The sequence below is a fragment of the Brevundimonas sp. GW821-FHT02A10 genome (assembly GCF_059422025.1).
Window position 1 is genome coordinate 60,584 of sequence record NZ_JBWKWC010000009.1, and the last position, 26,590, is coordinate 87,173.

Below are 26,590 nucleotides of genomic sequence, written 5' to 3' on the forward strand. Positions count from 1 at the left end.
CTATCTTTCCGGCCGGATCGAGAACTGGAAGGCGACCAGCCCTTCGGACACTTCGCGGTCGATGCCGGTGCCGCTGTGGATGCCGTCGGCCTTGAGCTCGCGATAGACCACGCCGAACGAGGTCTGCATGTCGCCCCGGCGCATGGCCACCCCGACGGAGGCGTCGCCGAGGAACGACGAGCTGCGTTCCTGGCTCATGCCCGAGCGCAGATAGTCGCCGTCCCGGTTACGCGCGAAATTATAGCCGACCGCCCGGCCGGATCCCGCTGCATAGACATACCAGCGCGAGCGTTGGCCGAAGGCGCTGGAGCCGCGCGGCACCAGGCGTTCGATGTCGGAGCCGATCTTCAGCGTCGCGCCGGCCTCGGCCGAGCCGCCTTCGTCGCCGACGCCGACGCCGGCATGGGGCGTCAGGCTGACTTCCAGGCCCGAGGCCGTATAACCCCGCGCCACCGGCCAGCCGCGCGTATAGGTGACGTCATAGCCGTCGACCGCGAAGTCCGAATCGTCATGCAGGGTCGGGGGCAGGGGAGAGCCGTCGGCGCGCCTCAGGGCGCCGTGCGTCGTCACCCGAAGCCGGTCCGTATAGCCCTCGCCCTCACGCCAGAGGTCCGAACGGCTGGTGGCGGCGAAGGCCGAGGCGCGCGGACTCGTCGGGGCGAACCGGTCGGTCGGATAGTCGCTCTGGAAATCGATCGCGGGGCCGAAGCCGGCGCTCGCGGGGGCCGTCGACACGGCGTAGGACTGCTGGTTCAGCCGCGCTGTCTGCGACGGCGTTCCCGCGCGTCCGACAGGGGCGCCGCTGACCGGCCCGCTGGCGGGGACCAGAGGCGCGGCGGCCTGGATGATCGGGTGAGGCGCCGGCGAGGTCGGTTGCTGAAGCGCCTGGATTTCCTGTGCCCGGGCCCATTCGGGGGTCAGAGTCGACTGGGCGAACGCCGGGATCGCGGAGACCCCGAAGACTGCAAGCCCGACAATGACACTACCGAAACGCTTCAACGGTCCCCTCACAGCCGTTAACGTCCGCCACCCTGACTCGAAACAGGGCCGACGCCAAACGACTTTTTCACGACACAATCCTGACACCCGACCAACGCGGGTGTGGAGCGGTCGGTTCCCGGAGGGAGGGGTCCGGTTGATTGCCCAGGCGCCGGGGGGTTCTGTTCCCCACCCCCGGCTCAGGGCGTCATGCTCGCCTTACTGGCAGGCCAGGCACTCGTCATAGTCGGTGCGGGCGGCCGAGAAGAGGTCCGGCTGGTTCGGGTCGACCTCGGTTCCTTCGGCCTCGGCCTTGTCATCGGCGCCGGCGAAGGCGGCGCGCTGAACCGACTTGGACCGCAGGTAATACAGCGACTTCACGCCGGTCTCCCAGGCGCGCCAGTGCAGCATGTGCAGGTCCCACTTGTTGACGTCGCCCGGGATGAACAGGTTGATCGACTGGGCCTGGCAGATTTCCGGCGAACGGTCGGCTGACAGCTCCACGACCCAGCGCTGGTCCAGTTCGAAGGCGGTCTTGAAGATCCCCTTCTCGTCGTCGCTCAGGATGTCGAGGTGCTGGACCGAACCCTCATGTTCGAGGATCGAGGACCAGACGCCGGCGGTGTTCTGGCCCTTGGCCTCCAGAACCTCCTCCAGATAGGGGTTCTTGACCGCGAACGAGCCCGACAGGGTCTTGTGGGTATAGATGTTGGCCGGGATCGGCTCGATGCCGGCCGAGGTGCCGCCGCAGATGATCGAGATCGAGGCGGTCGGGGCGATGGCCAGCTTGTGCGAGAACCGCTCCATGACGCCACGCTCGGCGGCGTCTTCACAGGCGCCCTTTTCCTCGGCCAGCAGGCGGCTGGCCTTGTCGGCCTCGCGACGCAGGTGCTTGAACAGGCGCATGTTCCACGACTTGGCCATGGCGCTTTCGAAGGCCACGCCCTGCTGCTGCAGGAAGGAGTGGAAGCCCATCAGGCCCAGACCCACCGAACGCTCGCGCTTGGCCGAATAGACGGCGGCCTTCATTTCCGGCGGGGCGCGGCGGATGAAGTCTTCGAGGACATTGTCCAGGAAGCGCATGATGTCCTCGATGAAGCGGGGCTCCTCGCGCCACTCCAGGAATTTCTCGGCATTGACCGACGACAGGCAGCAGACCGCGGTGCGGTCGATGCCCAGGTGGTCGCGGCCCGTGTGCAGCATGATTTCCGAGCACAGGTTGGACTGTTTGACCTTCAGGCCCAGGTCCTTCTGGTGCTGCGGCATTTGCCGGTTCACCGTGTCGGAGAAGATCAGATAGGGCTCGCCGGTCTGCAGGCGGATCTCGAGGATCTTCTGCCACAGCGAGCGGGCGTCCACGACCTTGAGCACTTCGTCGTTCTTGGGCGAGCGCAGGCCGAACGAGCCGCCGGCCTTCACGGCCTCCATGAACTCGTCGGTGATGTTGATGCCGTGGTGCAGGTTCAGGGACTTGCGGTTGAAGTCGCCCGAGGGTTTGCGGATTTCGAGGAACTCCTCGATCTCGGGGTGGTGGACGTCCAGATAGACGGCGGCCGAGCCGCGGCGCAGCGAGCCCTGGCTGATCGCCAGCGTCAGCGAGTCCATCACGCGGATGAAGGGGATGATGCCCGAGGTCTGGCCCGCGCCCTTGACCTTCTCGCCGATCGAGCGGACGCCGCCCCAGTAGGTGCCGATGCCGCCGCCGTTCGAGGCCAGGGCGACGTTCTCGTTCCAGACCGACTGGATGCCGTCCAGCGAATCGCCGACCGCGTTCAGGAAGCAGGAGATGGGCAGGCCGCGGTCCGCGCCGCCGTTCGACAGCACCGGCGTCGAGGGCATGAACCACAGCTTGGACATATAGTCATAGACGCGCTGGGCGTGGTCGGCGTCGTCCGAGAAGGCGGTCGAGACCCGGGCGAACATGTCCTGATAGGACTCGCCCTTGAGCAGATAGCGATCTTCCAGGGTCTTCTTGCCGAAATCGGTCAGCAGGTCGTCGCGCGACCGGTCCAGTTCCAGCGACCGGACCACGGAAAGCTGCGGGCGCGTGGCGTCCGTTTCGCCGGAAAGCGTAGCGAATTCCGTGGTCTTGTAAGCCTCTAGGCCAGCCATGATCGTCAACGTCCTGAACAAATGCGCAAGTGAAGCCGCTCAGCGCCAGGACACATCATCTAGTGGCCGAAGCGCTCCCCGAGCCCACATATAGGGCGCAGATGCCTAACGACCCGTCAACGGCTTGACGCGCACTTCTCAGGCGAATCAGACGAAAGACAGGGGGCGACTCTGTGGAAAGCGTGCGCGAAGGCCGTGACGCAGGCGTGACGCCAAAATCGATGCCGGAATCACGAAGGCGTGAATCGTCGCACGTCGGAACGGTGACCCAGCTTTACCGTTCACGGACGATGCCGACACAGAATTTGATCCTCTTCGCGCGCCGCGCCCTTGCTCTTGCCCGGACCGAGATCGCGGCCCTCGCCGCCTTCGCTGTCATCGCCCTGTGCGCCGCGACCTTCGCCGATCTGGCGGAGGACTCGCGCGAGGCCGACAGTCAGGGGTTCGATCTGGCGGTCCTGCATGCGCTGCACCCCTATGCGGCCGATCCGGCGCGCCCGCTGGGGCCGCCCTGGGCCGGGATCGTGGCGGCCGACATTACCTCGCTGGGCAGTACGGCGCTTCTCGTCCTGTTCGCCCTGATGGCGGTCGGCCTTCTGCTGATGCTGCAGAAGCGGCTGTCGGCCCTGCTGCTGGTCGTCGGGCTGGCGGGCGGGCTGGCGCTGTCCGAAGGCCTGAAGGCGGTGTTCGAGCGGGCGCGACCACCCGTGGAGTTTCAGAGCGTCCACACCCTGAACGCCAGCTTCCCGTCGGGCCACGCCCTGCTGTCGGCCGTCTTCTATCTCACCCTCGGCGTCATGCTTACGCGCGCCTTTCCGCGCCGACGGCTCAAGGCCTACGTCATGGGGATGGCGATCGTGATGACCTTGCTGGTCGGTCTCAGCCGCATCTATCTCGGCGCGCACTGGGCCACGGACGTCTTCGCCGGCTGGAGCGTCGGCGCCGCCTGGGCCATGGCCCTGTGGCTGGTCTCCTATGCCGTCGCCCGCCGCCAGCAACGCCACCACGCCGCGCTTCAGGACAAGGCGACGCCGGCGGCCGAGGCGCCCGCCTGATCTGCTGGGTGTGATCTAAGGGAAAGAGGGGCTCCGCACGGCCTGACAGATCATCGTGCGGAGCCCATTCCGTCCGGGGTGGGGCCTCCAGGCGGTGATCCGAAGCTCCACCATCCCGCGCCGCCCGCCAATGGGGTCAGACGTACCACTCCGAATGGAGGGGGGCTAAAGGACCACTTACGCCAGAAGGCCGGCTTCTGCGCGGGTCACGCCTGCTGCCGGCGCCCGAGGTCGGCGAGCCGACGGCCTGGTTGGATCGGGCCTCCGGCGGCGAATCCCCGCCGCGAGGGCGTTCAGTCTAGCGGCTTGCGCCGCTGGTCACGGGGCACTGGCGTTCGACCCGGCGGATCGAGCGTGAATCATTGCTCTGTTTCGCCAGATCGCGAGCATCATCGCATCGGCCTTCGGCGATCAGGCGGCTGACGAGCTGGCGCTGTTGCTGGACCAGTTGCCAGCCCCCAACATTTTCTCCGCGCGCGCAAGAGGTGATGCATTGCGGGCCCAGGTTTTGGAAGGCCGGTCCCATCGGCCCGGACGGGCTGGGTTCCGGGCGGGCGTCCTGTGCAGGGGCGCCCGACAGGGCCACGGTCATGGCGGCAGCGAAAACGAGGCTCATCATGGGAGTGTCTCCTTGTGAGGTTCCACCCTAGATCGAAACCGGCGTTATTCGCAATTGTTTCGGTTGCGGCTTGGGGGCGCACCTCTACGGCGGGTGAATGCCTGCAAGAGGGCGCGGACGGTCATTATCCACGAACCGGAAACCGGCCCGTGGCGAGCGATTCCCAGCCGCCACCTGAAACTTGCGAGTCGCTATCGCTTGCCTTGGACCGGCGACCCGCCCTAAAGGCCGCCGCGTCATTGGGGAGTAGCCGCCCGCATCTCCAGCGGGGCTCGCGTCAACAGACTTCGGCTCGCCGCCCGGCGGGACGATGGCGCGGACAGGATTCTCTCGACCCTCAAGCAGCGAGGCGCCGCGCGCCGAGCGATAGGGTCACAAGAATCCCTGGCAAGACCTTTGGCTTTCGCATCGGCGAACCCTGGCGGGGTCGTGGGTGCGCGAGCCTTTTGTCTTGTCCGCTGCGACCCCGCCCGAGTGACGACCTATGGAACCCATCCTCATTTCGACCGGTCTCGTGGCGATTGCCGAGATCGGCGACAAGACCATGTTGCTGGCCATCGCCCTGGCGGCCACCTGGCGACGGCCCGTGCCCATCATCCTCGGCATTCTGGTGGCGACCCTGTTCAATCACGCGCTGGCCGCTCTCGCGGGTACGCTGGCGGCCCACTACCTGTCCGGGCCGTGGATGAAGTGGATCATCGGCTTCGCCTTCCTGGCCTTCGCCGGCTGGGCCCTGATCCCCGACAAGCTCGACGAGGACGAAGGGACGGTGAAGCCGCACCGCACGTCCCTGGCCATCTTCTGGGCCACGACCGTCGCCTTCTTCCTCGTGGAGATGGGCGACAAGACCCAGATCGCCACGGCGGGTCTGGCCGCGCGGTTCGAGAATCTGCCGCTGGTGGTCATCGGTTCGACACTGGGCATGATGCTGGTCAACGGCCCGGCGGTCTTCATGGGCGAGGCGGCTGCGAAGCGTCTGCCGCTGAAGTATATCCGTATGGCGGCCGCGGCCGGCTTCGCCCTGACGGGCCTGTGGATCCTGATCGCGGGGTAAGGTGAGCGAACCGCTTCTCTCCATTGACGACGTCACCGTGACCCGGGGCGATGCGGTCCTGCTGGACCGCGTCAGCCTCTCGGTCGCGGCCGGGGCCCATACCGCCATCCTCGGCCGCAACGGCTCGGGGAAGTCGACACTCGTGCGTCTGATCGCCCGCGATCTCTATCCGGCCGGGGGAGGAGAGGGCGTCCGCATCTTCGGCGAGAGCCGCTGGGACGTGTTCGAACTGCGCAAACGTCTGGGCATCGTCTCGCCCGCCCTCCACGCCGATCTCGCGGGCGAGGAGTCTCTTGAGGTCATGGACGCCGTCCTCTCCGGCTTCTTCGCCGCCCGCGGCCTGTGGCGACATCACAAGGTCTCGCCGGAGATGCGCGCCGCCGCCGCCGAGGCGCTGGAGCGGATGGGCGCCTCCAGTCTGGTCGGACGACGGATGGCGACCCTGTCGACCGGCGAGGCGCGCCGCGTCCTCATCGCCCGCGCCCTCGTTCACCGTCCCGAGGCCCTGTTGCTGGATGAGCCCTGCGCCGGTCTCGACCCGGCCACGCGCCGGCGCTTTCTCGACGCCCTGCGCGGTGTGGCCGCGTCCGGAACGACCCTGATCATGGTCACCCACCACGTGGAGGAGATCCTGCCCGAGATCGACCGGCTGGTCCTGCTGCGCGACGGCAAGGTGCTGGCGGCGGGCGCCAAGGCGGATTGGCTCACCGGCCCGGTCCTCACCGACCTGTTCGGCATGGCCACGACAGTCGAACGCCGCGGCGACTGGTATCGCGCCGATCTGGATTAGGCCGACCCGCTGACTCCACGCGGCCCATCCTCCGCCCCCCAGGTCCGCCAGCGCAGCATCCAGTCCTCGCCCTGTCTCAGATACTGTTCGCGCGCCGTCAGGCTCTCTTCACGGATGGCGCGTTCGAAACAGCGGCGGGCGCGTTCGCGGCATTGGGCGGCGGTCAGGGGCGATTCGTTCATGGCGGTCGACGGGCGGGACGACCCTCTCTACGCGGTCCGCCGGAAAGCGCGGATCATCTTCACAACCCGACCCGGACGCGCGGGTTCCACCTGAGCGGGATCCCGGGGTGGTAAACAGCTGTCATCACTCGCGGCTATCGGGCGCCTCTATGGAAACGGTGACGGTTCCCCTCCCGGCCGTTTCCGGGCTAGGAACGGCCCGCACGCAGAACCGGACTTTCTCGATGACGACCTTCGCCCCCTTCTCCGACTGGCTGGCCGGCCAGGACGCGCCCGAGGCCCTGAAGACGGTGGTCGCGGCGGTGGCGGAAGAGTGTGTGGCCATCTCCCGCGTCGTGTCGCTGGGCGCCCTGGCCGGGGCCCTCGGCGTCGCCGGCAGCGTCAACGTCCAGGACGAGGAGCAGAAGAAGCTCGACGTCATGACCAACGACATGCTGACAGACCGGCTCAAGGCCTGCGCCCCGGTCGCCGCCGTCGGCTCCGAGGAGATGGACCTGATCGAGCCCACCGGGCGTCAGGGCGGCTATCTGGTCACCTTCGATCCGCTGGACGGCTCGTCCAACATCGACATCAACGCCCCCGTCGGCACCATCTTCTCCATCCTGCCGGCGCCGGAGGGCCGCGCCCCCGCCGAGGCCGACTTCCTGATCGGCGGCCGTCATCAGGTGAGCGCCGGCTATGCCGTCTACGGCGCCCAGACCATGCTGGTCCTGACGATCAACCAAGGCGTCACCGGCTTCACCCTCGACGATCAGGGCCAGTGGCGCCTGACCCATCCCGACATCCGCGTTCCGGCGGATACGAAGGAGTTCGCGATCAATATGTCGAACCGCCGACACTGGGCCGAGCCGGTGCGCCGCTATATCGACGCCGCCCTGGCCGGCAAGACGGGCCCGCGCGGCAAGGACTTCAACATGCGCTGGGTCGCGGCCATGGTCGCCGACGTCCACCGCATCCTGATGCGCGGCGGCGTCTTCCTCTATCCGTGGGACCAGCGCGAGCCCGACCGCCCCGGCAAGCTGCGCCTCCTCTATGAAGGCGCCCCCATGGCCCTGCTGATCGAGCGTGCGGGCGGCAAGGCCACCACCGACGGGACCCAACCCATCCTCGACGTCGTCCCGACGAAGCTCCACGACCGCGTCGCGGTCGCTCTGGGCTCGGCCAATGAAGTCGACGCCATCGCGGCGGCCTGATTCATCCGTGCAGCGTCATGTTTCACAATTGGAACAATGACACCGTTGGCATCTGAAATTTAACTTCTGCGTGCGATCAGTGTCTTAGGTTCGCAGTTGGGAGGGACCGGATGCACGGTCGCTGGCGACTGTTCAGACATGACGCGGGGCAGGCCTCGGGGCCGCCGCCCTGGGCCTATGTGGCGATGTTCGCCGCCTGTCTGCTGGTCGGCATCTGGAGCGCCCGCACCTATAATGCGGTGGTCATCTGGCCCGCCAACGGCGTCATGCTGGCCGCCGCCCTGCAGTTGCACAAGCGTCAGGCCATCCGCGTCCTCGCCGCCTGTTTCGCCCTCAACATCCTTGGCAACCTGATCCGTCAGGACCCCATGCCCTTCTGGTGGCTGAACGCCGTGCTCAATCTCGGCGAGGCCTGTCTGGCCGCCCTGATCGCCCGCCGGGTCTGCGGCGCCGCCCTCGACCTGCGCCGGCCCAAACGCCTGGCCAATTTCGCCCTGATGGCGGTGGTTCCGGCGGTTCTGATGTCGGCCTTCGCCATTCTCAGCGTCGTCGCCCCGATGCGCGACTACACCCTGCCGGTCTTCCTGTTCACCCTGCACCGCTTCTTCGACATGGAGACCCTGGGCCTGCTGCTGGTCGCCCCGGCCCTGCTGCTGATCGCCAAATCGCACCGCTTCCGCTCCACGGCTCCGGCCGGCCGGCTCGAGACGGCGGGTCTTGTAGCCCTGCTGCTGGCCGTCACCGCCGCCTGCTTCTTCCAGAACACGGCGCCGTCCGCCTTCCTGATCTTCCCCTTCCTGCTGCTGGTCTCGTTCCGCACCGCCCCGGCCTGGGTCGCCGTCTCGATGATCGGGGTCGCGATCATCGCCGCCGCCGCCACCGTCACCGGCCACGGCCCGGTCCTGATGACCCGCCTGCCGCACATCGCCGGGCTGGAGCATGTCCCGCCCCTGCTGCGCCAGCTGACCGTCTACTACATGTTCCTGCTGGGGGTGATCGTCACCGCCCTGCCGGTCTCGACCGCCATGTCCGAGCGCCGCCGCCTGATCCAGCGTCTGGAGCGCCGCAGCGAGATCGCCCAGCAGGCCCGCCGCCGCGCCGAAGAGGCCGACGCCGCCAAGTCGCGCTTCCTGGCCCTGATGAGCCACGAGATGCGTACGCCCCTGAACAGCGTCACCGGCTATGCCGAGGTGCTGATCCGCCGTCCCGATCTCGACCCCGTCGCCGTCGACCAGCTGGGCCATATCCAGCGTTCGGGCGACGCCCTGCTGATGCTGGTCGAGGATGTGCTGGAGATTTCGCGCGGCGACGACGCCCTGTCGCTGGCCCCGCTCTGCCTGTCCGACGTCATCGGCGTCGCCGCCGCCCCCAGCCGTATCCTCGCCGAGGACAAGGGGCTGAAACTGACCGTCGACATCCGCCCGGACGCCGCCGTCATGCTGACCGGCGACCGCCGCCGTCTGCGTCAGGCCCTGCACCACCTGATCTCCAATGCGGTCAAATTCACCGAGCGCGGGACCGTCTCCATCCTGGCTGACAGGATCGACGGCGAGGTCCTGATCGCCGTGACCGACAGCGGCTGCGGTCTCGACACCGCCGGCGCTGACCGCCTGTTCGAGGCCTTCGTCCAGGGCGACGATTCCATCAGCCGCACCCATATCGGCGCCGGCATCGGCCTCAGCCTGGTCCAGCGCCACGCGGCCCTGATGGGCGGTTCGGTCGTGGTCGACAGCCGCCCCGGCGATGGCGCCACCTTCACCCTGCGCCTGCCGCTGGAACCGGCGCCCGTCGAGGCCCGGACCCAGACCCGGTCTGCGCCCACGCCCACGCCCGTCGAGATCGACGAAGACCTCGAGCCCGCCGCCCCGCGCATCCTCGTCGTCGACGACCACCCGGCCAACCGCGAGGTCGCCCGTCTGATGCTGGCCGCCGTCGGCTGCGAGACGGCCGAGGCCTGCGACGGTGACGAGGCCATCGCCATGGCCGCGACCCAGGATTTCGACCTGATCCTGATGGATGTGCGCATGCCGCGCGTCGATGGTCTGGCGGCCACCCGCGCCATCCGCGCCGCCGGCAACACCGTGCCGATCCTGGCCGTCACCGCCGACGCCATGCCCGAGGACGCCGCCCGCTGCCTCGCCGCCGGCATGGACGACCACCTGCCCAAGCCCATCTCCCACCACGCCCTCTATGCGGCGATGGAGCGACTGCTGTCGGCCGAACGCGCCGAGGTTGCGACCGCCGAAGAAGCCGAAGCGGCCTGATCAGGTCCCGGACGGGTCCTTTTCCATCGCCTGCAGCCGCGCCTTGATCCAGGCGACGTCGTCCAGCAGCCGCTTCTGCTCCTCATCGGTGAATTGGTGATGGTCCTCGATCATCGCGCCGATGACCCGCCCGATCAGCAGCGGCAGGATGAACAGCAGGGTCGCGTGCATCAGGATCACCGCCACCACCCGTCCGCCCATGGTCGTGGCATACATGTCGCCATAGCCGGTGGTCGTCGCCGTCACGACGGCCCACCACAGGGCGTCGCCGAAACTCTTGTGCTCCAGCACGCCATAGGCCGCCGCACAGATCCCGAGGATGGCGACATAGACCAGCAGCAGTTCGCCGATGCTGTTGGTGGCGCGGATCAGCAGTTTCACGGGCGACGGTCCTTGGGCGATTCACGGGATGGCGATCAGCCTGGCCGGATCGACCGTCGGTTGTCCACTATCGCGCTTCGCCCTCCGCGAACGGCCATCGCCCGTCCCAGAAATCCCGCAGCTCCGGCAGGTCGTCCACCCGCCTCGCCACCTCCGCCATCCTCGGCGCGACCTCGGCGAAGCGTTTGCGGCGCGGCGTCCAGCGGCTGGCCGTGGTGACATAGAGGTCGAGCACGCTGACCGTCGGCCCCGTCAGAAACCCGCCCGGTTCGATCGTCGGCCCGATCTGGCTTTCCATCACCGCCCAGCAATCGGCGATCCGCTCCGCCGTCCGCTCCAGCAGCACGGCCTGCGCCGCCTCATCCTCGCCCACCAGCCGCGAGGGGACGTCGCGGACCCAGTACATCGAATAGATGGCCGCCGGGATGAAGCTCATCCAGCGCAGGAACTGCCCCCGCCGGGCGTCGCCGGGCGTCGGCGCCAGCCCCGCCTCCGGATGGCGTTCGGTCAGGAGCAACAGGATGGCCGCGCTCTCGGTGATCGTCTGCCCCTCAGGCGTGATCAGGGCCGGGATTTGCCGCATCGGATTGACGACCGCGACCTTGTCCCGTTCGTCATCCCCCTCCCAGGTCACCGCCTCCACCACCCGGAACGGCTGGCCCATCAGCGTCAGGGTCGCCTCGACCGGCATGGAGCCCGACCCGGCCGCGCCATAGACGGTGTAGCCCTCAGCCATCTTCGCCTCCCTGTTTGCGCCCAATCTAACGCCGTTTTGGCCTTTCGGGCGCCGGGCCGGACGCCTCAGTCCTCATAATTCGCCGGACCAATCCCTTTGCAGGTCCGGGTTTGCGGCTTTCCCCGCCGCATGAACCCGCCTCGGTCGGCGGCGGGTTCAAAATCCGTGCATGACCGATCATCAGACCCCACTCGCCTCTGAGCCCCGCCCCCGCACCGAAGTCTGGGCCGCCATTCGCGCCGACTACCTCGCCGGCGACAGCGCAGCCGTCGTCGCCGAACGCCACGGCCTGTCCGAACGCAGCGTCCATCGCCGCGCGGCGGCCGAGGGCTGGCGGCGGATGGATCTGCCGCCTCTCGGTCCGTCTCCGGTCTGGAGCCGCCCCATTCCGAAAGAAGCCCTGATCGCCAATCACCCCGAACTGGGCGACATCGACGCGGCCCACGCCCAGGAGACGTTCGAACTGCTGTTCGATCCCGATCCGCGCAAGCTGCGTCGCTTCGCCTTCAACAAGGCGGCGGAACAGGCGGCTATGAATGCGCCACAGCAGGCGCTTGTCTGGCTGCGTCTGACCCATATACTTGATCGCTGCGGGGACCGGATCAGTCGCGACGAGGAGGTCTTCCAGCCTGTCGATCATCTGCGCGCCGCCTTCCTGCGCCGTCTCGAGGAAGACTACCCGGACTCTGACCCTTCGCCGCAAGGCGACCAGCCCGGTTGAAATGGCAGGATCTGGCAGTCTGTCAGTATGTTTTCGACTGCCAAACGGCTCAGCCTGGGCTTCGGGCCGTCCTCAAACCATCCCCAGCCCATCGTCTTAACCTTTGGATAAACACGCTAGATATAGCGTCTCGTACGAAAGTGATCGCAACATAGCCGCTTTGGGTCTTGGCGCCGTTTCGATCAGCCCGCATGGTGAATGCCAGTCCACGGAATCGTTCGAAAGCTTCTCCCCGATGAACGCCCACGCCATCATCAAGCCGGGTACCCCCGGCCTCCTGACGCCCTCGGCCGCCTACAAGCCGTTCCGCTATCCGTGGGCGTTCGACATGTGGAAGAAGCAGCAGCAGGTCCACTGGATGCCCGAGGAAGTGCCCCTCGGCGAGGACATGAAGGACTGGGCCGTCAACCTGAACGACAAGGAGCGCAACCTGCTGACGCAGATCTTCCGCTTCTTCACCCAGTCGGACATCGAGGTCGCGGACAACTACATGGAAAAATACGGTCGGGTGTTCAAACCGACCGAGGTCAAGATGATGCTCTCCTCGTTCGCGAACATGGAGACCATTCACATCGCGGCCTACGCCCTGCTGCTCGAAACCATCGGCATGCCCGAGAGCGAGTTCGGCGCCTTCATGGAATATGAGGCCATGCGGGACAAGCACGACTACATGGGCCGTTTCGGGGTGGACACCGACGCGGACATCGCCCGGACGCTCGCCATGTTCGGCGGCTTCACCGAGGGGCTTCAACTATTCGCGTCCTTCGCGATGCTGATGAATTTCCCGCGCCAGAACAAGATGAAGGGCATGGGCCAGATCGTCTCCTGGTCGGTGCGCGACGAAAGCCTGCACTGCGACGGCATCATCAAGCTCTACCACGCCTTCAACAAGGAAACGGGCTGCGTCACCCCGGCCGTGGCCGACGACATCGTCCAGTGCTGCGAGACGGTGGTCGGTCTGGAAGACAAGTTCATCGACCTGGCCTTCGAGGCCGGCGACGTGAACGGCATGACGCCCGACGACATCAAGCAATACATCCGCTTCATCGCCGACTGGCGCCTGCGCCAGCTCAAGCTGCCCGAGCTCTACGGCATCAAGGAAAACCCCCTGCCCTGGCTGCAGTCCCTGCTGTCGGGCGTTGAACACGCCAACTTCTTCGAAGCCCGCGCCACCGAATACTCCAAGGCCGCGACGCAAGGCAGCTGGCACGGCGCCGAAGGCGTCTGGGGCGAGTTCGACAAGATGATGGCCCGCCGCGACATGAGCCACGTCCCGGGCTAAGCGCCTTGATTCCGCTCATCCCCGCGAAGGCGGGGACCCAGCGCTTTGGGCGATCAGCTTTGACGGCGTCACTCTGACGCTGATCCGAGGCGTTCCGCCTCACGACAGAACTGGGTCCCCGCCTTCGCGGGGATGAGCGGTAATTGAATGACCCAACCCCTCAACACCGCCCTCATCGGCTACGGCTTCGCCGGCAAGACCTTCCACGCCCCGCTGATCTCGGCCTGCCCGGACCTGCGCCTCCACACCGTCGTCTCGACCCGGCCCGAGGCCGTCCACGCTGACTGGCCCGAGGCCCGCGTGGTCCCCGACCTCGCTTCGGCCCTCGCCGATCCCGAGATCGACCTCGTCGTCATCGCCACCCCCGACGCTCTGCACGCCGAACAGGCCGAAGCCGCGCTCGAGGCCGGCAAGGCGGTGGTGGTCGACAAGCCCTTCGCCCTCAGCCTCGACGACGCCCGCCGCGTCGTCGATCTCGCGGAAAGCAAAGGCCTGTTTCTCTCCGTCTTCCAGAACCGCCGCTGGGACGCCGACTTCCTCGCCCTCAAGGCGGAAATCGCCTCGGGCCGCCTCGGCCGGATCGTGACTTACCAGAGCCATTTCGATCGCTACCGCCCTGTGGTCCGCGACCGCTGGCGCGAGGCGCCCGGCGCCGGCGTCTGGCAGGATCTGGGACCCCATCTGATCGACCAGGCCCTGCATCTGTTCGGCCGTCCTCTCGGCATCACCTGCGACCTCGCCATCCAGCGCGACGGCGGCCTGTCGCCCGACCGGGCCCATGCGACGCTGCGCTATGACGGCGGCCTTCGGGTCGTGCTTAACGCCGCCATGCTGATCGCCGCCCCCGACGTCCGCTTCGCCGTCCATGGGACCAAGGCCAGCTTCCTCACCTCGGGCCTAGACCCGCAGGAGGACCAGCTGAAAGCCGGCATGGCCCCCGGCGCGCCCGGCTGGGGCGTCGATCCCTCTCCCCCGACGATCGTCGAGGGCGAGACCGGCGAACGCTCATCGATCTCCGGCCCCGCTGGCGACTATCCGGCCTACTACGCCGCCGTGGCGAAGGCCGTGCGCGGTGAAGGCCCCAACCCGGTCCCGCCGTCGGAAGCCCTGATGGTGATGGAGGTGCTGGAGGCCGGAATGATCAGCAGCCGCGAAGGCCGGGAGGTCGCCCTCTAGATTCCCGCGTACCATTCATAGCCGCGGTCGGGCCAGTAACCGCCCTTGCCGCCCTCGATCTGGTCGAAGCTTTCGACCGCTTCGATCCGCTTGATGTATTTCGCGTGTTTGTAGCCCAGCTGCCGCTCGACCCTCAGCCTCAGGGGCGCGCCGTGCGGAACGCCCAGAACCTCGCCGTTCATGTCGTAGGCGAGGATGGTCTGGGGGTGGCGGGCGTCGATCAGGTCGATGCTTTCGTAATATCGGGGCCCGTCCTCGGTCTGGGTCAGGGCGTCGAAACAGTGGAAGACGATGTATTTCGCCTCGGGCCTCAGCCCGGCCTCGTCCAGCAGGGCCGAGAGCTTCGCCCCCGACCACTGGCCGATCGCGGTCCAGCCCTCGACGCAGTCGTGTTTGGTGATCTGGGTGCGGGCAGGTCGGGTGCGCAGCTCGGCCAGCGACAGGCTCAGCGGCCGCTCGACAAGCCCGCCGATCTCCAGCCGGTAGTCGGCGAAGCCATTGGCCTTGAGCGCCAGATAGTCGGCCGCCGCAGGATCGATGGAGCCGTTGGGACGGAAGTCGCGTGAGATCTGGCTGACTTCATATTCCGGGGCCAGGGCGTCGCGGGGCAGGATCAGTCGTTGGGCGGCCTTGGTCAGGCTCTCGGCCGAGACCAGCAGCCGGGTCCCCAGCTGCGACCCGCGCTCGCAGGCCGACAGGGCCATGACCCCGGCGGTGGCCAGGGCCCGCGCCAGCCAGCTTCGGCGGCTGAGACCACTCACGACGGGTCCTCCTCGCTTGAGGGCTCAATGACGAACCAGCCGGTGATCATGGCCCGCATGTTGTTGAACAGGCCCGTCCAGATCACCAGCCCCACATGGACCAGAAGGAAGAGGAGGATCAGGCTCGCCGAGAGGAAATGCAGGGTCCGCGCCGACTGCCGCCCGCCCATGAGGTCCAGCAGGATCCCGCCGATGGCGTTGAATCCTGGAGACATCGACAGGCCCGTGATCAGCATCATCGGCAGGACCACCAGCACCATCGCCGCATAGGTCAGCTTCTGGATGACATTATAGGCCCGGGCCTCGTCATCCTTGGGGAAGTGAAGCCGGGCATGCTCCTTCACCGAGGGCCAGAAACCCCTGAGGTCCCGACCCGTCGGCCAGAGGCGCGTCTGGAACCGCCGAGTGATGAAGCTGAAGGCCAGCCAGACCAGACCGTTGATCACGAACAACCAGGCGAAGAAGAAATGCCAGCGACGGGCCGTCGCCAGGTCCCGCCCCTGAGGAAGGAGCAGCCAGTCGGGGAAGGTCGGAATGTTCAGCCAGGGCTCGGCGAAGGTCGACTTCAGCCCCCAGTAGAGATGCGGATGGGCCAGCAGGATATTGGCCCCGCTCATCAGCAACACGATCACCGCCGTGGCGTTGATCCAGTGCCCGATGCGGACCCAGACCGGATGCCGGAAGGTGTCGGTGCGCCCGCCCGGCAGGGGGCGGTCATCGTGGGAGGCAGGAGCTGGAGAGGTGGTCTCGGCGGGAGCGTCGTCGACAGTCTGATCCGTCATCGAGGCCTCCTGCCTGTGCGTCTTCCAAGGCTACGCCCGGAAAGGACGGAAGGTTACCCCTATTCGTCCTCGCCGAAGCGGGTCGCTACCAGTTCGTTCAGGGCCTCGATGGCCTCGGCGGCGTCGGCGCCCTCGGCCGAGATGTCGATGGTGCAGCCGTTGCCGGCGCCGAGCATCAAAAGGCCCATGATAGAGCGGGCGTCCACCGTGGTGCCGTCGCGCGTGACCTGGATCTCGGATTCGAAGCTGGAGGCCAGCTTGACGAACTTGGCCGAGGCCCGGGCGTGCAGTCCCCGGGTGTTGCAGATGTTCGCGGTGGCCGAGGATGTGGGCATGCGGTGGTCCCTATTTCTCGCCCGCCAGAACCCAGGAGGCGACCGAGATATACTTGCGTCCGGCGTCCTGGGCGTGAGCGACGCAGGCTTCCAGCGTCTCGCGCCCGCGCACGCTGGCCAGTTTGATCAGCATCGGCAGGTTCAGGCCGGCGATGACCTCGGCATGGGTCTGTTCCATCACCGAGATGGCCAGGTTCGAGGGCGTGCCGCCGAACATATCGGTCAGCAGGATGACGCCCGAGCCGTCATCGACGGCGGCGGCGGCGTCGACGATGTCGCGCCGGCGGCGCTCCATGTCGTCCTCGGGGCCGATGCAGATGGCCGCGACGCCCCGCTGGGGCCCCACGACATGCTCCATGGCCGCCAGGAATTCGGAGGCCAGGCCCCCGTGAGTGACGATCACCAGCCCGATCATGAAGGCTTCACCAAACTACGCCCCCCGGCCGCAAGTCTCGCGTCTGTCCGCCGGGAAGGGAGCCCCGACCGGACCGCAAGCGGGCCTAGATAGAGGAAACCTGCGCCGGTTTAAAGCGGTGCGACATCAAGCCCCGCGAGTGTGGCCTTCAGGGCCGCCTCGACGGTGTTCGCGGCGGACACCGGGCGGGTGTCCAGAACGAGGCGGGGGAGGGTCAGGCCGCACACGGTCGTGGTCTCGGGAAGAGGCAGGCGCTCGACCGGCTCGGGTCCGCAGCGGACCACCAGGGCGATCCGGGCGAGCGGGCGTGCGGACGACGGGACGATGCCCAGCCCCCGGGCCTCGATCAGACCGGCGATGCGCTCGGGGGCCTTGGCCCAGACCGCGCCGCCCGAGGCCCAGACCTCGCAATAGTCGTCGGCGACCAGCCGCCAGCCCAGGCCGATCAGCCGCAGGGCCAGGTCGCTCTTGCCCGACCCCGACGGACCGGTCAGCAGAACCCCGCTCCAGCCCTTCGGACCGAAACGAGCGACGGCGGTAGCGTGGACGGGGCGGGTCATGGGAAGACCTTAGCCGCGCCGGATGACAGCCAGATGGGTGGTGGGCAGATCAACGCGGAAGCGGGCGCCGGTGACCGAGCCGTCCGGGCTCACCCGATTCTCGGCGATGACCAGGCCGCCGTGGGCCTCGACGATCTGGCGCACGATCGACAGTCCGAGGCCGGAGTTGGCCCCGAACACCGTGCCCTTGGGCCGGGAGGTGTAGAAGCGTTCGAACACCGTCTCGAGGTTGTCGGGCGGGATGCCGGGACCGTCGTCCTCGACCGTGACGCTGAGCGCCCGGGCCGGATCGGCCTCGTTCCTGTGCAGTTCGACGCGGACCTGACCACCGGCGGGGCTGAACGAGCGGGCGTTGTCGATCAGGTTGCGGAACACCTGCCCCAGCGGGCCGTCGCGGCCCAGCACGCGGGTGTCGCCGGTCCCCGGGGTCAGGACGACGCTCGCCTCGCCCGGCTTGGCGGTGGTCTCATAGATGCCGACGATGTCCCCGATCAGGACGTTGAGGTCGATCGGCCGCGGACGGTCGCGCGACAGCTCGGCGTCCAGGCGCGAGGCGTTGGAGATGTCGGTGATCAGCCGGTCCAGCCGTTTGACGTCGGCCTGCAGGAGGGCGGTGAGCCGGTCGCGCTGGCTCTGGTCCTTGACCAGATCCAGGGTCTCCAGCGCCGAGCGGATCGAGGTCAGGGGGTTCTTGATCTCGTGCGAGACGTCGGCGGCGAAAGCCTCGATGGCGTCCATCCGGTCCGACAGGGTCTCGGTCATGCTCTCCAGCGAGCGGGCCAGATCGCCGATCTCGTCCTTGCGGCCTTCGAGGTCGGGCAGGGAAATGGCGCGGGCGCGGCCCTGTTTGACCTCGTCGGCGGCGGCCGAGAGCCGCATCACCGGACGGGCCACGAACAGATGCAGCAGCAGGGACGCCAGAAGGTTCACCGCGAGGGCCACCAGGGCGAAGGGCGTCAGGGCCCGGCGCTGGGCCCCCAGGATTTCGTCGACGTCGCCCGCCTCCAGCGTCAGGACGCCGAGGATCTTCTGCACATGGCGAACCGGGATGGAGACGGAGACCACGCGATCCCCGGTCTCCGACAGCCGCACCTCGGCCTGGGGCTCGCCCTGCAGGGCGCGCTCGACCTCGGCGGTCAGGGCGGCTTCAGCCTTGCGGACCGTGGCGGCGTTGCGCTCGTCGGTCTTGTGCGTGTCCGGCGCGCGGGACCCCGCCGGCCGGGCCGGGGGCAGGGGCGCGCCGGGGATGGTCTCGGTCACCGTATAGCTGTCGAGGAACAGCAGGCCGTCGGCGTCATAGAGGCGCGCCCTCTGGCCCTCGGGGATGAAGATGTCCCGCAGCAGGCCCGGGGTCTTCTCGATATTGAACTGGGGGATCGGCTCGCCGACCGTATATTCCTTGTCCGCCAGCACATTGGCCAGAAGCTCGGCTTGGGCGATCAGGGTCTCCTCGCGCGCCTCGACGAGGCCGCGCCGCCACTCGTTGAGCAGCAGGGCGCCGCCGAACAGGATCAGCAGGCTGAGCAGGTTCAGGACGAGAATCAGCCCGCCCAGCCGCGACCCGCCGAAGCGTTTCAGGCGGCGGGGCGTGGCTTCATCGGTGTCCCGGCCAGTGTCCCGAGCGGGATCAGCTCTCGCGGTATCGATATCCGACGCCATACAGGGTCTCGATGGCGTCGAACTCATTGTCGACCACGCGGAACTTCTTGCGCATCCGCTTGACGTGGCTGTCGATGGTGCGGTCGTCGACATAGACCTGATCGTCGTAGGCCGCGTCCATCAGGTTGTCGCGGCTCTTCACGAAGCCGGGGCGCTGGGCCAGGGCCTGAAGCAGCAGGAACTCGGTGACGGTCAGCTTGACCGGCTTGCCGTCCCAGGTGCTCTCGTGACGGGCCGGGTCCATGACCAGCTTGCCGCGGCGGATGGCCTTGCCGGAAATCTCGGCGGAAGGCTCGGGCTCGCCGCCGTCGGCGCCGGTGCGGCGCAGCAGGGCCTTGACCCGCTCGATCAGCAGACGCTGGCTGAACGGCTTGTGGATGTAGTCGTCGGCGCCGAGGTTGAAGCCGAGGATCTCGTCGATCTCCTCATCCTTGGACGTCAGCATGATGACCGGGATCTGCGAGGTCTGGCGCAGGCGGCGCAGGACTTCCATCCCGTCCATACGCGGCATCTTCACATCGAGGATGGCGAGATCGGGCGGGGTGTTTTCCAGAGCCTCAAGGCCGGTGGCCCCGTCGTGATAGGCCGTGATCTTGTGGCCATGGCTTTCAAGCGCCAGGGACACGGAGGCGACGATGTTCTCGTCGTCATCGACCAGGGTGATATTGGCCAAGCGGGGCCTCCTCAAATCGTGGGCGGTCAATCGGTTCGACCCGATCAACGCACGTCAAGCGTAACCGTTCGACTGTAATCGCGGTGACATTACGGCCACAGCCCATCGGAACCAAGCGTTTAGGGGCTCAACCTCGCCTTAAAGCCTCCTGTGCGAGGCTGTCCCAATGGCCGGACCTGTCCACTACGAGATCTATATCCGCAAGACGGCGCCCTCGCCCTGGACCCTGTCCATGGCGACAGAGGACCGCAAGAACGCGATCGACACCGCCGAGGACCTGATGCGGGACCGTCAGGCCGTGGCGGTTCGGGTCACCAAGGAGACCCTCGATCCGGATACGATGGAGTTCAATACCGTCATCCTGATGACCCGGGGCGCGGCCGAGCCTCCCAGGAAGAAGGTCGCCGAGATCGACACCGGACCGGCCTGCAAACAGCCGGGCGACCTCTATACGCCGCACGCCCGCGACCTTCTGGGGCGGGTGCTGGAAGACTGGCTGACGCGCAACGGGGCCACGCCCTATGAGCTGCTGCACCGGCCGGATCTGGTGGAAAAGCTGGAAGCCTCGGGTGTCGAGGTCCAGCACGCCCTGCAGAAGATCGCCATTCCCGAGGCCCAGGCCAACGGCATGGCCACGCACGACCTGATCCGCCACTACCAGAAGCTCACCGGTCAGGCGATGGAGCGGGTCATCACGGCCGGCCGCCGCAATCTGTTCTCCAACCTGACCGACCATTCCCTGGCCGATATCGCGCACCGGATTTCGGGCGCGCCGGACCGGGCCTTCATCATCGGCGGCGTGATCTGCGGCGCCCTGGTCGGGGTCAAGGGTGCGCGGGCGCGGCTCGGCGCCCTGATGGACCTGGCCGATCGGGCTCCGCCGTCGGGCCCACCGCGCGCCCTGGTTCTGGTCAGCCTCGAACAAATTCTGTGCGAGCTGTTCGCCAGCCGGGCCAATCTGGCCGAAATCCTCGGTCCGTCGCTGGATCAGGGCGGCAGCATGGCCGCCATCGTCCGCATGGTGGCTCCGCGCGAGATCGACGCCCTGGTCCGGGCCGATGCGCGCCTGTCCCTGCTGATGCCCGTCGTCGACGGTCCGGCGGCCCGGCTGGGCGAGCATCTGGCCGGCGGCGAATTCCCGATCCTGGCCGCCTCCCTGGCGCGGATGGTGCTGCGCGAGTTGATGGGGCCGCGTCGCCTGCGTCCCACCGACCCGGTCGGCGAGATCGACATCCTGCGCACCCTCGCCATGTCGCTGACGGCGACGGCCGGGCGTCTGCTGACGATGGAGGAGGTTCAGAACGCCTTCGTCGAACGTTCAAAGAGCCTGGTCACCGCCGATTTCGTCGGCGCCTATGTCAGCCTGTGCGAGACCGTACTGTGCGAGGCCGAGACCCTGACGCGGCTGTGCGAGAACGTCATGGGAGTGGCGAACAAGCGGTCGGCGGCGCGTTGGCTGGTGGCCTGCGTGACCTCGCTGCGCTTCGAGACCGAGATGCGCACCTCGACGGTGCGCCCGACCCAGAAGCTGCACGTCCTGGCCGGACTGCAGCGGTCGGTGCGGGCCAGCGCCCTGGCCGAACATGACGAGACCCAGATCTGCACCGCCATCGGCGACGTCGGCGGCGTGGTCGAGGGCGAGGCCAAGCTGACGGCCCAGCTGGCCCGCGCCGCGGCGCCCGCACCGCAGAAGCTGGCGGCCCTGCTGCGGCTCGCGGCCGGTGAGACGGCGCCCTTCGGCCCTGCCGCCGACCGGGCCAAGGCCGAGGCCATCCGCCTGTTCCGGGCGCCCGACACCCGCGTCGCCCTGGGAGCCGCGCCGGAAGCGCTCGGCGAGCTCAAGGGGCTGATGAAGTCGGCGGGGCTGGCGGCCTAGGTTTCTGGCCGCCTAGGGCCTGACTTCAGTCGAAGATGTCGAAGATGCTGTCGCGCTTCTTCTTTTTGTAGTGGTCGCGATCGTCATGGCGATAGCGGTCGTCGCGCCGGTGATCGTCCCGATAGGCCGCTCCGCCGCCCCAGGGTTGCTGAGGGGGCTGTTGAGGCGGCGGGACATAGGCGGGTTGGGCCGGGGCCGAGGCGCGACCATCGGCGGTCGCGGCCTCCATCAGCTTTTCCAGCTCTCCGCGATCCAGCCAGACGCCCCGGCAGCTGGGGCACATGTCGAACTGGACGCCGGAGCGCTCCATGGTCTGCATGGCGGAGGAATCGTTGGGGCACATCAGCAAGGGCATGGTCGGTCCTCTTGTGAACGGGGTTCGGGACGCCCGGCGAAAGACACCGTCATGGGGGACAAGCTGTTCGCCGGGCGCGCCCGATGCGGTCCGACATCACGCGTCTTCCGGCCTCTCGCGACGCACTGGGGGGACAGCCGTGGCGGATCGATCCGGAAGACGGCGCCAGAGGGGCCCGTCCCGCGTCTGAAAGCTAGGAAGCGAAGGTTCGCCCGCCAATCCGGCGAGAGGTCGCGCGGCGGGACGTCGCAGGCAGGGGATTCAGCAGTTCTGGCCCGCGACCCAGCCTGACGACCAGGCCCACTGGAAATTATAGCCGCCGAGCCAGCCGGTGATGTCCACCGCCTCGCCGATGAAGAACAGGCCGGGGACGGTGGTCGCGGCCATGGTCTGCTGGTCCAGGGCCGCCGTGTCGATCCCGCCCAGGGTGACCTCGGCGGTGCGATAGCCTTCGGACCCCACCGGCTTGACGGTCCAGCCGTTCACGGCGGCGCCCAAGGCCTGAAGTTTCGCATTGCCCAGCTCGGCCAGCTTGCCTTCCCGGCCCGGGGTCTGGAGGCCTTCGCGCTGCAGGATCGAATCCGCCAGACGGCGCGGGATGATGTGGCCGAGCGCGGTCGCCAGCGCCTGTTTGCCATTGGCCTCCTTCGCCGCCTTCAGCGCTTCGAACACCTTGACCCCCGGGGCCATGTCCACCCGAATGGCCTCGCCCTCACGCCAGTAGGAGCTGATCTGCAGGATGGCCGGGCCGCTGAGACCCCGGTGGGTGAACAGCATGGCTTCCGCGAATTCCGGCGCATCCTTGCGCTCCGCCGCGACCACGGCGTCGACCGCGACCCCCGCCAGCGGCAGCAGCTGTTCCAATAGTCCGGTCTCGAAGGTCAGGGGTACGAGGGCGGGGCGGGTCTCGGTGACCCGCAGGCCGAACTGGCGCGCCACATCATAGGCCCAGCCGGTCGCGCCCATCTTGGGGATCGACTTGCCGCCGGTCGCCACGACCAGAGAGGCCGCGCGGACGACGGAGCCGTCAGACAGCCGGGCCTCGAAGCCGTCGCCGGACCGCGTGACCGCGTCGACGCCGGTATTGAGCTTCAGCGTCGCCCCCGCCGCCCGCAGATCGTCGACCAGCATGCGGATGATCTGTTTGGCGCTGTCGTCGCAGAACAGCTGGCCCAGTGTCTTCTCGTGCCAAGCGATGCCGGCCTGATCGACGCGCTTGATGAAGTCGTGCTGGCTGTAGCGTTTCAGGGCCGAGGCGGCGAAACGCGGGTTCTCGCCGAGAAAGTTGGCGACCGTTGTCCCCGTATTGGTGAAGTTGCAGCGGCCGCCGCCCGAGATGCGGATCTTCTCGCCCGCCGCCCGGGCGTGATCGACGACCAGGACCCGGCGTCCCCGCCGCCCGGCCTCGATGGCGCACATCATCCCTGCCGCCCCCGCCCCAACGATCAGGACGTCGACGGTCTCAGCCATTTGTGGCCTTGGCCGCGATGGCCTCGCGGATCAGGGCCAGGCATTCGGCGGCGATGGCCTCGGGCGACTTCATGCCGTCGGCGTCGGCGACCTCGACGATGGCCCAGGGGCCGTTCACCTGACGCGTGGCGATGCTGGAATAGGCGTCCGAGACCCGCTGCTGGTAGGTGTCATCGGCCTCGAAGGCGTCGCGCGTCGCCGAGGTGTAGGAACGCGCCGCCTTCTTCGCCACCCACTGGGCCGCGATCCCGGGATCGATCCGCATCAGGATGTTCAGGTCCGGCTTCGGCACGCCGAGGCGGTTGTACTCATAGTCGAACAGCCAGGTCAGGAAGGCGTCGCGCTCGGCCTCGGGCAGGCGCACCATCTGGAAGGCGGCGTTGGACAGGACGTAGCGGTCGAACACCACCACATCGACCTCTGGCATCGCCGAGGTCAGGAAGGTCTCGGCCCGGTCGAGCGAGAACAGGCTGGCGAGATAATAGGCCGAATCGACCTTCACCTCGCCGTTCAGCACCGCCTGCACCGCATGGGCGGCGGCAGTCTTGCCGTAGTTGGGGAAGCTCTGGGTCGCGACCGTCAGGCCTGCCTCTTCCAGAAGCGCGCAGACAGCCCGCGTCGCGGTTCCCTTGCCGGAACCGTCAATGCCTTCGATCGCAACCATAATCATGCCCGGACGGTTAGCCGCCGGGGCGCGAGACGGCAACCGCTCCAAGCGTCGCCGCAGCAGACACCATGGGGATATCGCCTGGCGAGTGACGGCGACCCTCAATCGTCGCTCAAGCAGCGAGCGACCGCGTCGCGAGCGTTAGCGACCTCGCTTAATGCACCGAAACCGGCGCCAGCTCATGGGCCACGGCGGCGGCGAAAGCGGTCTCGCGGTCCAGCATCACGGCCAGGCGTTCGCCGTCGGCGCTGTGCACCGCATAGAGGGTCTGTTCCGGATCGATCTCGAGGCCGCGCGCGTCCTCGATCTTCGCATCGCCCATCACGTCGGCGGCGCTGATCTCGCGCACATAGACGAGGTCCGGGGCGCCCAGACCGGCGAAAGCTTCCTTGGTCATAATCATCGTCGGCGTCATGTGACCGCCTCCTTCAAATCTGTAACGCCCGGGGGAGCGGACGGTTCGGCGCTGTTTTCACGCCGGAAAATGCGCGGCTGGACTCAGCCCGCGCGGATCGGACCATGGGTCCGGCGTTCAGCCGGCCCGAATGGGAATGCGTTGCACCACCTTGGCGTCGTCGGGACGGACCAGATCGACGTGCAGCAGGCCGTGCTCCAGAGAGGCGTCCTCGACCTCCAGCCCGTCGGCCAGGACGAAGCTGCGGATGAAGCCGCGCGCCGCGATGCCGCGATGCAGGAAGGCCTGATCCACCTTGGCCCCATCCTCGCGCTTGCCGGCGATGGTCAGCTGGCGGCCTTCGAGTGTGATGGTCAGGTCGTCGGGGGTGAAGCCGGCCACCGCCAGGGTGATCCGCACCTCGTTGTCGCCGCGCTGCTCCACATTATAGGGCGGATAGCTTTCGGCCGCGGCCTTGGCGGCGCGGTCGATCAGGGCGCGGGTCTGGTCGAAGCCCAGAAGAAAGGGGCTGTCGAACAGGATGGTACGCGTCGTCATCGGTCAGTCCTCGAACAAGCGACTGTGGAACCGGACCCTCCCGTGAGCGGCGAGGACCGGCGGTTCTCCCGATATGGCGCCGTTTTCGTCCGTATCAAGCGTGAGACGCATCGACCGGGCCGCGTTGACGGTCCGGGACCCGCGCCCCACAACCGGCCGAGGGCTCCTTGAGAGACGTCCCGGAGAGGAAGCGATGACCGACAGCCCCGCGCCCGCGTCGAAGGCCGGCCCCCTCTCGGGAGTGCGCATCCTGGAGTTCGACGCCATCGGTCCCGTGCCGCTGGCCTGTATGATCCTGGCCGACATGGGCGCCGAGGTGGTGCGGCTGGCGCGGCGCTCTGGCGCTGCCTGGGCGGAGGTCGGCGGGGCGGTGATGAACCGGGGGCGGCCTCATGTCAGCGTCGATCTCAAGTCCCCCGGGGACATCGAACAGGTCCTGCAACTGGTCGACCGCGCCAATGCGGTGATCGAAGGCTTTCGCCCCGGGGTGATGGAGCGGCTGGGTCTGGGGCCCGAGGTCTGCCGGGCCCGCAATCCGCGTCTGGTCTATGCGCGGATGACCGGCTGGGGCCAGACCGGACCCCTGGCCGACCGGGCGGGTCACGACATCAACTATATCGCCCTGACCGGTGCGCTTCACGCCATGGGCGCCGCCGATGCGCCGCCGCCCGTCCCACTGAATCTGGTGGGCGACTATGGCGGCGGGGCGATGTTCGCCGTCGCCGGACTGCTGGCCGCCATCATAGGCGCCCGCACGACCGGTCAGGGTCAGGTCGTCGATGTGGCCATGACCGACGGGGTCGCGACCCTGACCGCCATGTTCCATGGTCTGGCCGCACAGGGGATGTGGAGCGAGACGCGCGGCGCCAACCTGCTGGATGGCTCCAAACCCTTCTATCGCTGCTACGCCTGCGCCGACGGACAGTATGTGGCGGTCGGGGCCCTGGAGCCGCAGTTCTTCGCGGCCCTCCTGGCCGGGCTCGGTATCCCGGCGGACCGGTTCAGCCAGTATGATCCGTCCGGCTGGGCGGAGATGGAGGGCGTCTTCGCCGCAGCCTTCGCGGCCCGGAGCCGGGACGACTGGGAGGCGGAGTTCGCCGGAACCGACGCCTGCGTCTCGCCGGTGCTGAGCTTCACCGAGGCGGCGGCCCATCCGCACAACGCCGCGCGGGCGACCTTCGTGGATGTCGGCGGCGTGATGCAGCCCGCGCCGGCGCCGCGATTCTCGAATGCTTCGGCCGAAATCCGCTCCGAAGAGGCCGGCGAACGGGCTTTCGACGAATTGCTGTCGCGCTGGAAAGCCTGAGTCTGCGGGCTTGGAGTGGTCTGTCCACAGACCTGCGCACAGGCGATCGGCGGAAAGGCCGAAGATTGCGGTTGACCCCTTCCGGGGGTTTCCCTAGATAGCCCATCCCGCCCAGCGAACGGCCCCCGACGCCGTTCCCGAGCAAGTCTCGGGACCGGTCGACAGGCTGTTGTTTGAGGGGCGGGACTGAGGAACGAAAGTTTTTCAAGAAAAAGCTTGCAAGGCTGATCTTGAAG

28 protein-coding genes and 1 riboswitch are annotated in these 26,590 nt (G+C 67.8%); of the genes, 10 read left to right on the forward strand and 18 right to left on the reverse strand.

Annotation, left to right across the window (positions count from 1 at the left end):
* Entirely contained in the window at window positions 1-999 is a 999-nt protein-coding gene (locus AC07U0_RS18150; protein ID WP_494721376.1) for a lipid A-modifier LpxR family protein, read from the reverse strand.
* A gap of 198 nt (window positions 1,000-1,197) precedes the next feature.
* A complete protein-coding gene (locus AC07U0_RS18155) occupies window positions 1,198-3,090 on the reverse strand; it encodes a ribonucleoside-diphosphate reductase subunit alpha (protein ID WP_492949706.1) in 1,893 nt (630 codons plus the stop codon).
* Window positions 3,091-3,395: 305 nt separating this feature from the next.
* Between AC07U0_RS18155 and AC07U0_RS18160 the strand changes: the two genes are divergently transcribed.
* Window positions 3,396-4,145, forward strand: a complete 750-nt coding sequence (locus tag AC07U0_RS18160) for a phosphatase PAP2 family protein (protein WP_494721377.1) — start codon at window positions 3,396-3,398, stop codon at window positions 4,143-4,145.
* Window positions 4,146-4,443: 298 nt separating this feature from the next.
* Here the strand turns inward: AC07U0_RS18160 and AC07U0_RS18165 are convergent, their stop codons facing one another.
* Entirely contained in the window at window positions 4,444-4,764 is a 321-nt protein-coding gene (locus AC07U0_RS18165; RefSeq protein WP_494721378.1) for a hypothetical protein, read from the reverse strand.
* A gap of 229 nt (window positions 4,765-4,993) precedes the next feature.
* Window positions 4,994-5,150: riboswitch (yybP-ykoY riboswitch) on the forward strand.
* Between the two features lie 98 nt (window positions 5,151-5,248).
* On the opposite strand from AC07U0_RS18165, the gene AC07U0_RS18170 reads away from it, so the two are divergent.
* Entirely contained in the window at window positions 5,249-5,818 is a 570-nt protein-coding gene (locus tag AC07U0_RS18170; protein WP_492949704.1) for a TMEM165/GDT1 family protein, read from the forward strand.
* A gap of 1 nt (window position 5,819) precedes the next feature.
* Complete coding sequence (locus AC07U0_RS18175; protein ID WP_494721379.1) at window positions 5,820-6,608, forward strand: ABC transporter ATP-binding protein; 789 nt, start codon at window positions 5,820-5,822, stop codon at window positions 6,606-6,608.
* Here AC07U0_RS18175 and AC07U0_RS18180 read toward each other — a convergent pair.
* Window positions 6,605-6,790, reverse strand: coding sequence for a hypothetical protein (locus AC07U0_RS18180; protein WP_494721380.1), 186 nt, complete (start codon window positions 6,788-6,790; stop codon window positions 6,605-6,607). The genes AC07U0_RS18175 and AC07U0_RS18180 overlap by 4 nt on opposite strands.
* 224 nt (window positions 6,791-7,014) lie before the next feature.
* Here AC07U0_RS18180 and AC07U0_RS18185 point away from each other — a divergent pair, with 224 nt between their 5' ends.
* Entirely contained in the window at window positions 7,015-7,983 is a 969-nt protein-coding gene (locus AC07U0_RS18185; protein ID WP_494721381.1) for a class 1 fructose-bisphosphatase, read from the forward strand.
* A gap of 110 nt (window positions 7,984-8,093) precedes the next feature.
* The gene (locus tag AC07U0_RS18190) at window positions 8,094-10,247 is read left to right on the forward strand and encodes a response regulator (protein ID WP_494721382.1); all 2,154 of its coding nucleotides are present in this window, start codon (window positions 8,094-8,096) and stop codon (window positions 10,245-10,247) included.
* Here the strand turns inward: AC07U0_RS18190 and AC07U0_RS18195 are convergent, their stop codons facing one another.
* Together AC07U0_RS18195 and AC07U0_RS18200 are read right to left on the reverse strand one after the other, a co-directional pair.
* A complete protein-coding gene (locus AC07U0_RS18195) occupies window positions 10,248-10,628 on the reverse strand; it encodes a potassium channel family protein (protein ID WP_494721383.1) in 381 nt (126 codons plus the stop codon).
* Window positions 10,629-10,695: 67 nt separating this feature from the next.
* Entirely contained in the window at window positions 10,696-11,364 is a 669-nt protein-coding gene (locus AC07U0_RS18200) for a glutathione S-transferase family protein (protein ID WP_494721384.1), read from the reverse strand.
* A 169-nt stretch (window positions 11,365-11,533) separates the two neighbouring features.
* On the opposite strand from AC07U0_RS18200, the gene AC07U0_RS18205 reads away from it, so the two are divergent.
* The 3 genes from AC07U0_RS18205 to AC07U0_RS18215 all read left to right on the forward strand — a co-directional run bounded on the left by AC07U0_RS18205 (window position 11,534) and on the right by AC07U0_RS18215 (window position 14,543).
* Window positions 11,534-12,085 (forward strand): hypothetical protein, encoded by a 552-nt coding sequence (locus tag AC07U0_RS18205; RefSeq protein WP_494721385.1) that lies wholly within the window; start codon window positions 11,534-11,536, stop codon window positions 12,083-12,085.
* Between the two features lie 235 nt (window positions 12,086-12,320).
* Complete coding sequence (locus tag AC07U0_RS18210; protein WP_494721386.1) at window positions 12,321-13,367, forward strand: ribonucleotide-diphosphate reductase subunit beta; 1,047 nt, start codon at window positions 12,321-12,323, stop codon at window positions 13,365-13,367.
* 147 nt (window positions 13,368-13,514) lie between these two features.
* The gene (locus AC07U0_RS18215) at window positions 13,515-14,543 is read left to right on the forward strand and encodes an oxidoreductase (RefSeq protein ID WP_494721387.1); all 1,029 of its coding nucleotides are present in this window, start codon (window positions 13,515-13,517) and stop codon (window positions 14,541-14,543) included.
* Here the strand turns inward: AC07U0_RS18215 and AC07U0_RS18220 are convergent.
* The 7 genes from AC07U0_RS18220 to chvI all read right to left on the reverse strand — a co-directional run bounded on the left by AC07U0_RS18220 (window position 14,540) and on the right by chvI (window position 19,728).
* On the reverse strand, window positions 14,540-15,304 hold the full coding sequence (locus AC07U0_RS18220; protein ID WP_494721388.1) for a molybdopterin-dependent oxidoreductase: 765 nt from the start codon (window positions 15,302-15,304) through the stop codon (window positions 14,540-14,542). The genes AC07U0_RS18215 and AC07U0_RS18220 overlap by 4 nt on opposite strands.
* Entirely contained in the window at window positions 15,301-16,086 is a 786-nt protein-coding gene (locus tag AC07U0_RS18225) for a cytochrome b/b6 domain-containing protein (RefSeq protein ID WP_494721389.1), read from the reverse strand. The genes AC07U0_RS18220 and AC07U0_RS18225 overlap by 4 nt, the downstream gene beginning before the upstream one ends.
* A gap of 59 nt (window positions 16,087-16,145) precedes the next feature.
* Complete coding sequence (locus AC07U0_RS18230) at window positions 16,146-16,421, reverse strand: HPr family phosphocarrier protein (RefSeq protein WP_492949692.1); 276 nt, start codon at window positions 16,419-16,421, stop codon at window positions 16,146-16,148.
* A gap of 10 nt (window positions 16,422-16,431) precedes the next feature.
* Window positions 16,432-16,836 (reverse strand): PTS sugar transporter subunit IIA, encoded by a 405-nt coding sequence (locus AC07U0_RS18235; protein WP_207870070.1) that lies wholly within the window; start codon window positions 16,834-16,836, stop codon window positions 16,432-16,434.
* Window positions 16,837-16,946: 110 nt separating this feature from the next.
* On the reverse strand, window positions 16,947-17,396 hold the full coding sequence (locus tag AC07U0_RS18240) for an HPr kinase/phosphorylase (RefSeq protein ID WP_494721390.1): 450 nt from the start codon (window positions 17,394-17,396) through the stop codon (window positions 16,947-16,949).
* A gap of 9 nt (window positions 17,397-17,405) precedes the next feature.
* Window positions 17,406-19,055, reverse strand: a complete 1,650-nt coding sequence (chvG, locus tag AC07U0_RS18245) for a two-component sensor histidine kinase ChvG (protein ID WP_494721391.1) — start codon at window positions 19,053-19,055, stop codon at window positions 17,406-17,408.
* Window positions 19,024-19,728 carry a two-component response regulator ChvI gene (gene chvI, locus AC07U0_RS18250; protein WP_492949689.1) on the reverse strand — a complete coding sequence of 235 codons (705 nt, stop codon included), beginning with the start codon at window positions 19,726-19,728 and terminating at the stop codon, window positions 19,024-19,026. The genes chvG and chvI overlap by 32 nt, the downstream gene beginning before the upstream one ends.
* Window positions 19,729-19,894: 166 nt before the next feature.
* On the opposite strand from chvI, the gene AC07U0_RS18255 reads away from it, so the two are divergent.
* Window positions 19,895-21,604, forward strand: a complete 1,710-nt coding sequence (locus tag AC07U0_RS18255) for a hypothetical protein (protein ID WP_494721392.1) — start codon at window positions 19,895-19,897, stop codon at window positions 21,602-21,604.
* 25 nt (window positions 21,605-21,629) lie between these two features.
* Here the strand turns inward: AC07U0_RS18255 and AC07U0_RS18260 are convergent, their stop codons facing one another.
* From AC07U0_RS18260 to AC07U0_RS18280, 5 genes are all read right to left on the reverse strand, one after another.
* On the reverse strand, window positions 21,630-21,959 hold the full coding sequence (locus AC07U0_RS18260) for a TFIIB-type zinc ribbon-containing protein (RefSeq protein WP_494721393.1): 330 nt from the start codon (window positions 21,957-21,959) through the stop codon (window positions 21,630-21,632).
* Window positions 21,960-22,220: 261 nt separating this feature from the next.
* Window positions 22,221-23,429, reverse strand: coding sequence for a BaiN/RdsA family NAD(P)/FAD-dependent oxidoreductase (locus tag AC07U0_RS18265; protein WP_494721394.1), 1,209 nt, complete (start codon window positions 23,427-23,429; stop codon window positions 22,221-22,223).
* Window positions 23,422-24,099 carry a nucleoside/nucleotide kinase family protein gene (locus AC07U0_RS18270; protein WP_494721395.1) on the reverse strand — a complete coding sequence of 226 codons (678 nt, stop codon included), beginning with the start codon at window positions 24,097-24,099 and terminating at the stop codon, window positions 23,422-23,424. Before AC07U0_RS18270 ends, AC07U0_RS18265 begins: the two co-directional genes overlap by 8 nt.
* 151 nt (window positions 24,100-24,250) lie before the next feature.
* The gene (locus tag AC07U0_RS18275; protein WP_494721396.1) at window positions 24,251-24,511 is read right to left on the reverse strand and encodes a DUF1150 family protein; all 261 of its coding nucleotides are present in this window, start codon (window positions 24,509-24,511) and stop codon (window positions 24,251-24,253) included.
* A 117-nt stretch (window positions 24,512-24,628) separates the two neighbouring features.
* Window positions 24,629-25,048 carry an Hsp20 family protein gene (locus tag AC07U0_RS18280; protein WP_494721397.1) on the reverse strand — a complete coding sequence of 140 codons (420 nt, stop codon included), beginning with the start codon at window positions 25,046-25,048 and terminating at the stop codon, window positions 24,629-24,631.
* A 193-nt stretch (window positions 25,049-25,241) separates the two neighbouring features.
* On the opposite strand from AC07U0_RS18280, the gene AC07U0_RS18285 reads away from it, so the two are divergent.
* The gene (locus AC07U0_RS18285; RefSeq protein WP_494721398.1) at window positions 25,242-26,354 is read left to right on the forward strand and encodes a CaiB/BaiF CoA transferase family protein; all 1,113 of its coding nucleotides are present in this window, start codon (window positions 25,242-25,244) and stop codon (window positions 26,352-26,354) included.
* Window positions 26,355-26,590: the final 236 nt, after the last annotated feature.

Excerpts from the sequence above, each read along its gene's own strand:
- AC07U0_RS18215 (WP_494721387.1), top strand. The coding sequence starts at position 13,515 with ATGACCCAACCCCTCAACACCGCCCTCATCGGCTACGGCTTCGCCGGC.
- AC07U0_RS18190 (WP_494721382.1), top strand. The coding sequence starts at position 8,094 with ATGCACGGTCGCTGGCGACTGTTCAGACATGACGCGGGGCAGGCCTCG.
- AC07U0_RS18230 (WP_492949692.1), bottom strand. The coding sequence starts at position 16,421 with ATGCCCACATCCTCGGCCACCGCGAACATCTGCAACACCCGGGGACTG.
- AC07U0_RS18235 (WP_207870070.1), bottom strand. The coding sequence starts at position 16,836 with ATGATCGGGCTGGTGATCGTCACTCACGGGGGCCTGGCCTCCGAATTC.
- AC07U0_RS18205 (WP_494721385.1), top strand. The coding sequence starts at position 11,534 with ATGACCGATCATCAGACCCCACTCGCCTCTGAGCCCCGCCCCCGCACC.
- AC07U0_RS18280 (WP_494721397.1), bottom strand. The coding sequence starts at position 25,048 with ATGACGACGCGTACCATCCTGTTCGACAGCCCCTTTCTTCTGGGCTTC.
- AC07U0_RS18260 (WP_494721393.1), bottom strand. The coding sequence starts at position 21,959 with ATGCCCTTGCTGATGTGCCCCAACGATTCCTCCGCCATGCAGACCATG.
- AC07U0_RS18170 (WP_492949704.1), top strand. The coding sequence starts at position 5,249 with ATGGAACCCATCCTCATTTCGACCGGTCTCGTGGCGATTGCCGAGATC.
- chvG (WP_494721391.1), bottom strand. The coding sequence starts at position 19,055 with ATGGCGTCGGATATCGATACCGCGAGAGCTGATCCCGCTCGGGACACT.
- AC07U0_RS18275 (WP_494721396.1), bottom strand. The coding sequence starts at position 24,511 with ATGACGCCGACGATGATTATGACCAAGGAAGCTTTCGCCGGTCTGGGC.
- AC07U0_RS18285 (WP_494721398.1), top strand. The coding sequence starts at position 25,242 with ATGACCGACAGCCCCGCGCCCGCGTCGAAGGCCGGCCCCCTCTCGGGA.
- AC07U0_RS18265 (WP_494721394.1), bottom strand. The coding sequence starts at position 23,429 with ATGGCTGAGACCGTCGACGTCCTGATCGTTGGGGCGGGGGCGGCAGGG.
- AC07U0_RS18210 (WP_494721386.1), top strand. The coding sequence starts at position 12,321 with ATGAACGCCCACGCCATCATCAAGCCGGGTACCCCCGGCCTCCTGACG.
- AC07U0_RS18225 (WP_494721389.1), bottom strand. The coding sequence starts at position 16,086 with ATGACGGATCAGACTGTCGACGACGCTCCCGCCGAGACCACCTCTCCA.
- AC07U0_RS18185 (WP_494721381.1), top strand. The coding sequence starts at position 7,015 with ATGACGACCTTCGCCCCCTTCTCCGACTGGCTGGCCGGCCAGGACGCG.
- AC07U0_RS18255 (WP_494721392.1), top strand. The coding sequence starts at position 19,895 with ATGGCCGGACCTGTCCACTACGAGATCTATATCCGCAAGACGGCGCCC.
- AC07U0_RS18165 (WP_494721378.1), bottom strand. The coding sequence starts at position 4,764 with ATGATGAGCCTCGTTTTCGCTGCCGCCATGACCGTGGCCCTGTCGGGC.
- AC07U0_RS18200 (WP_494721384.1), bottom strand. The coding sequence starts at position 11,364 with ATGGCTGAGGGCTACACCGTCTATGGCGCGGCCGGGTCGGGCTCCATG.
- AC07U0_RS18155 (WP_492949706.1), bottom strand. The coding sequence starts at position 3,090 with ATGGCTGGCCTAGAGGCTTACAAGACCACGGAATTCGCTACGCTTTCC.
- AC07U0_RS18240 (WP_494721390.1), bottom strand. The coding sequence starts at position 17,396 with ATGACCCGCCCCGTCCACGCTACCGCCGTCGCTCGTTTCGGTCCGAAG.
- AC07U0_RS18180 (WP_494721380.1), bottom strand. The coding sequence starts at position 6,790 with ATGAACGAATCGCCCCTGACCGCCGCCCAATGCCGCGAACGCGCCCGC.
- AC07U0_RS18270 (WP_494721395.1), bottom strand. The coding sequence starts at position 24,099 with ATGATTATGGTTGCGATCGAAGGCATTGACGGTTCCGGCAAGGGAACC.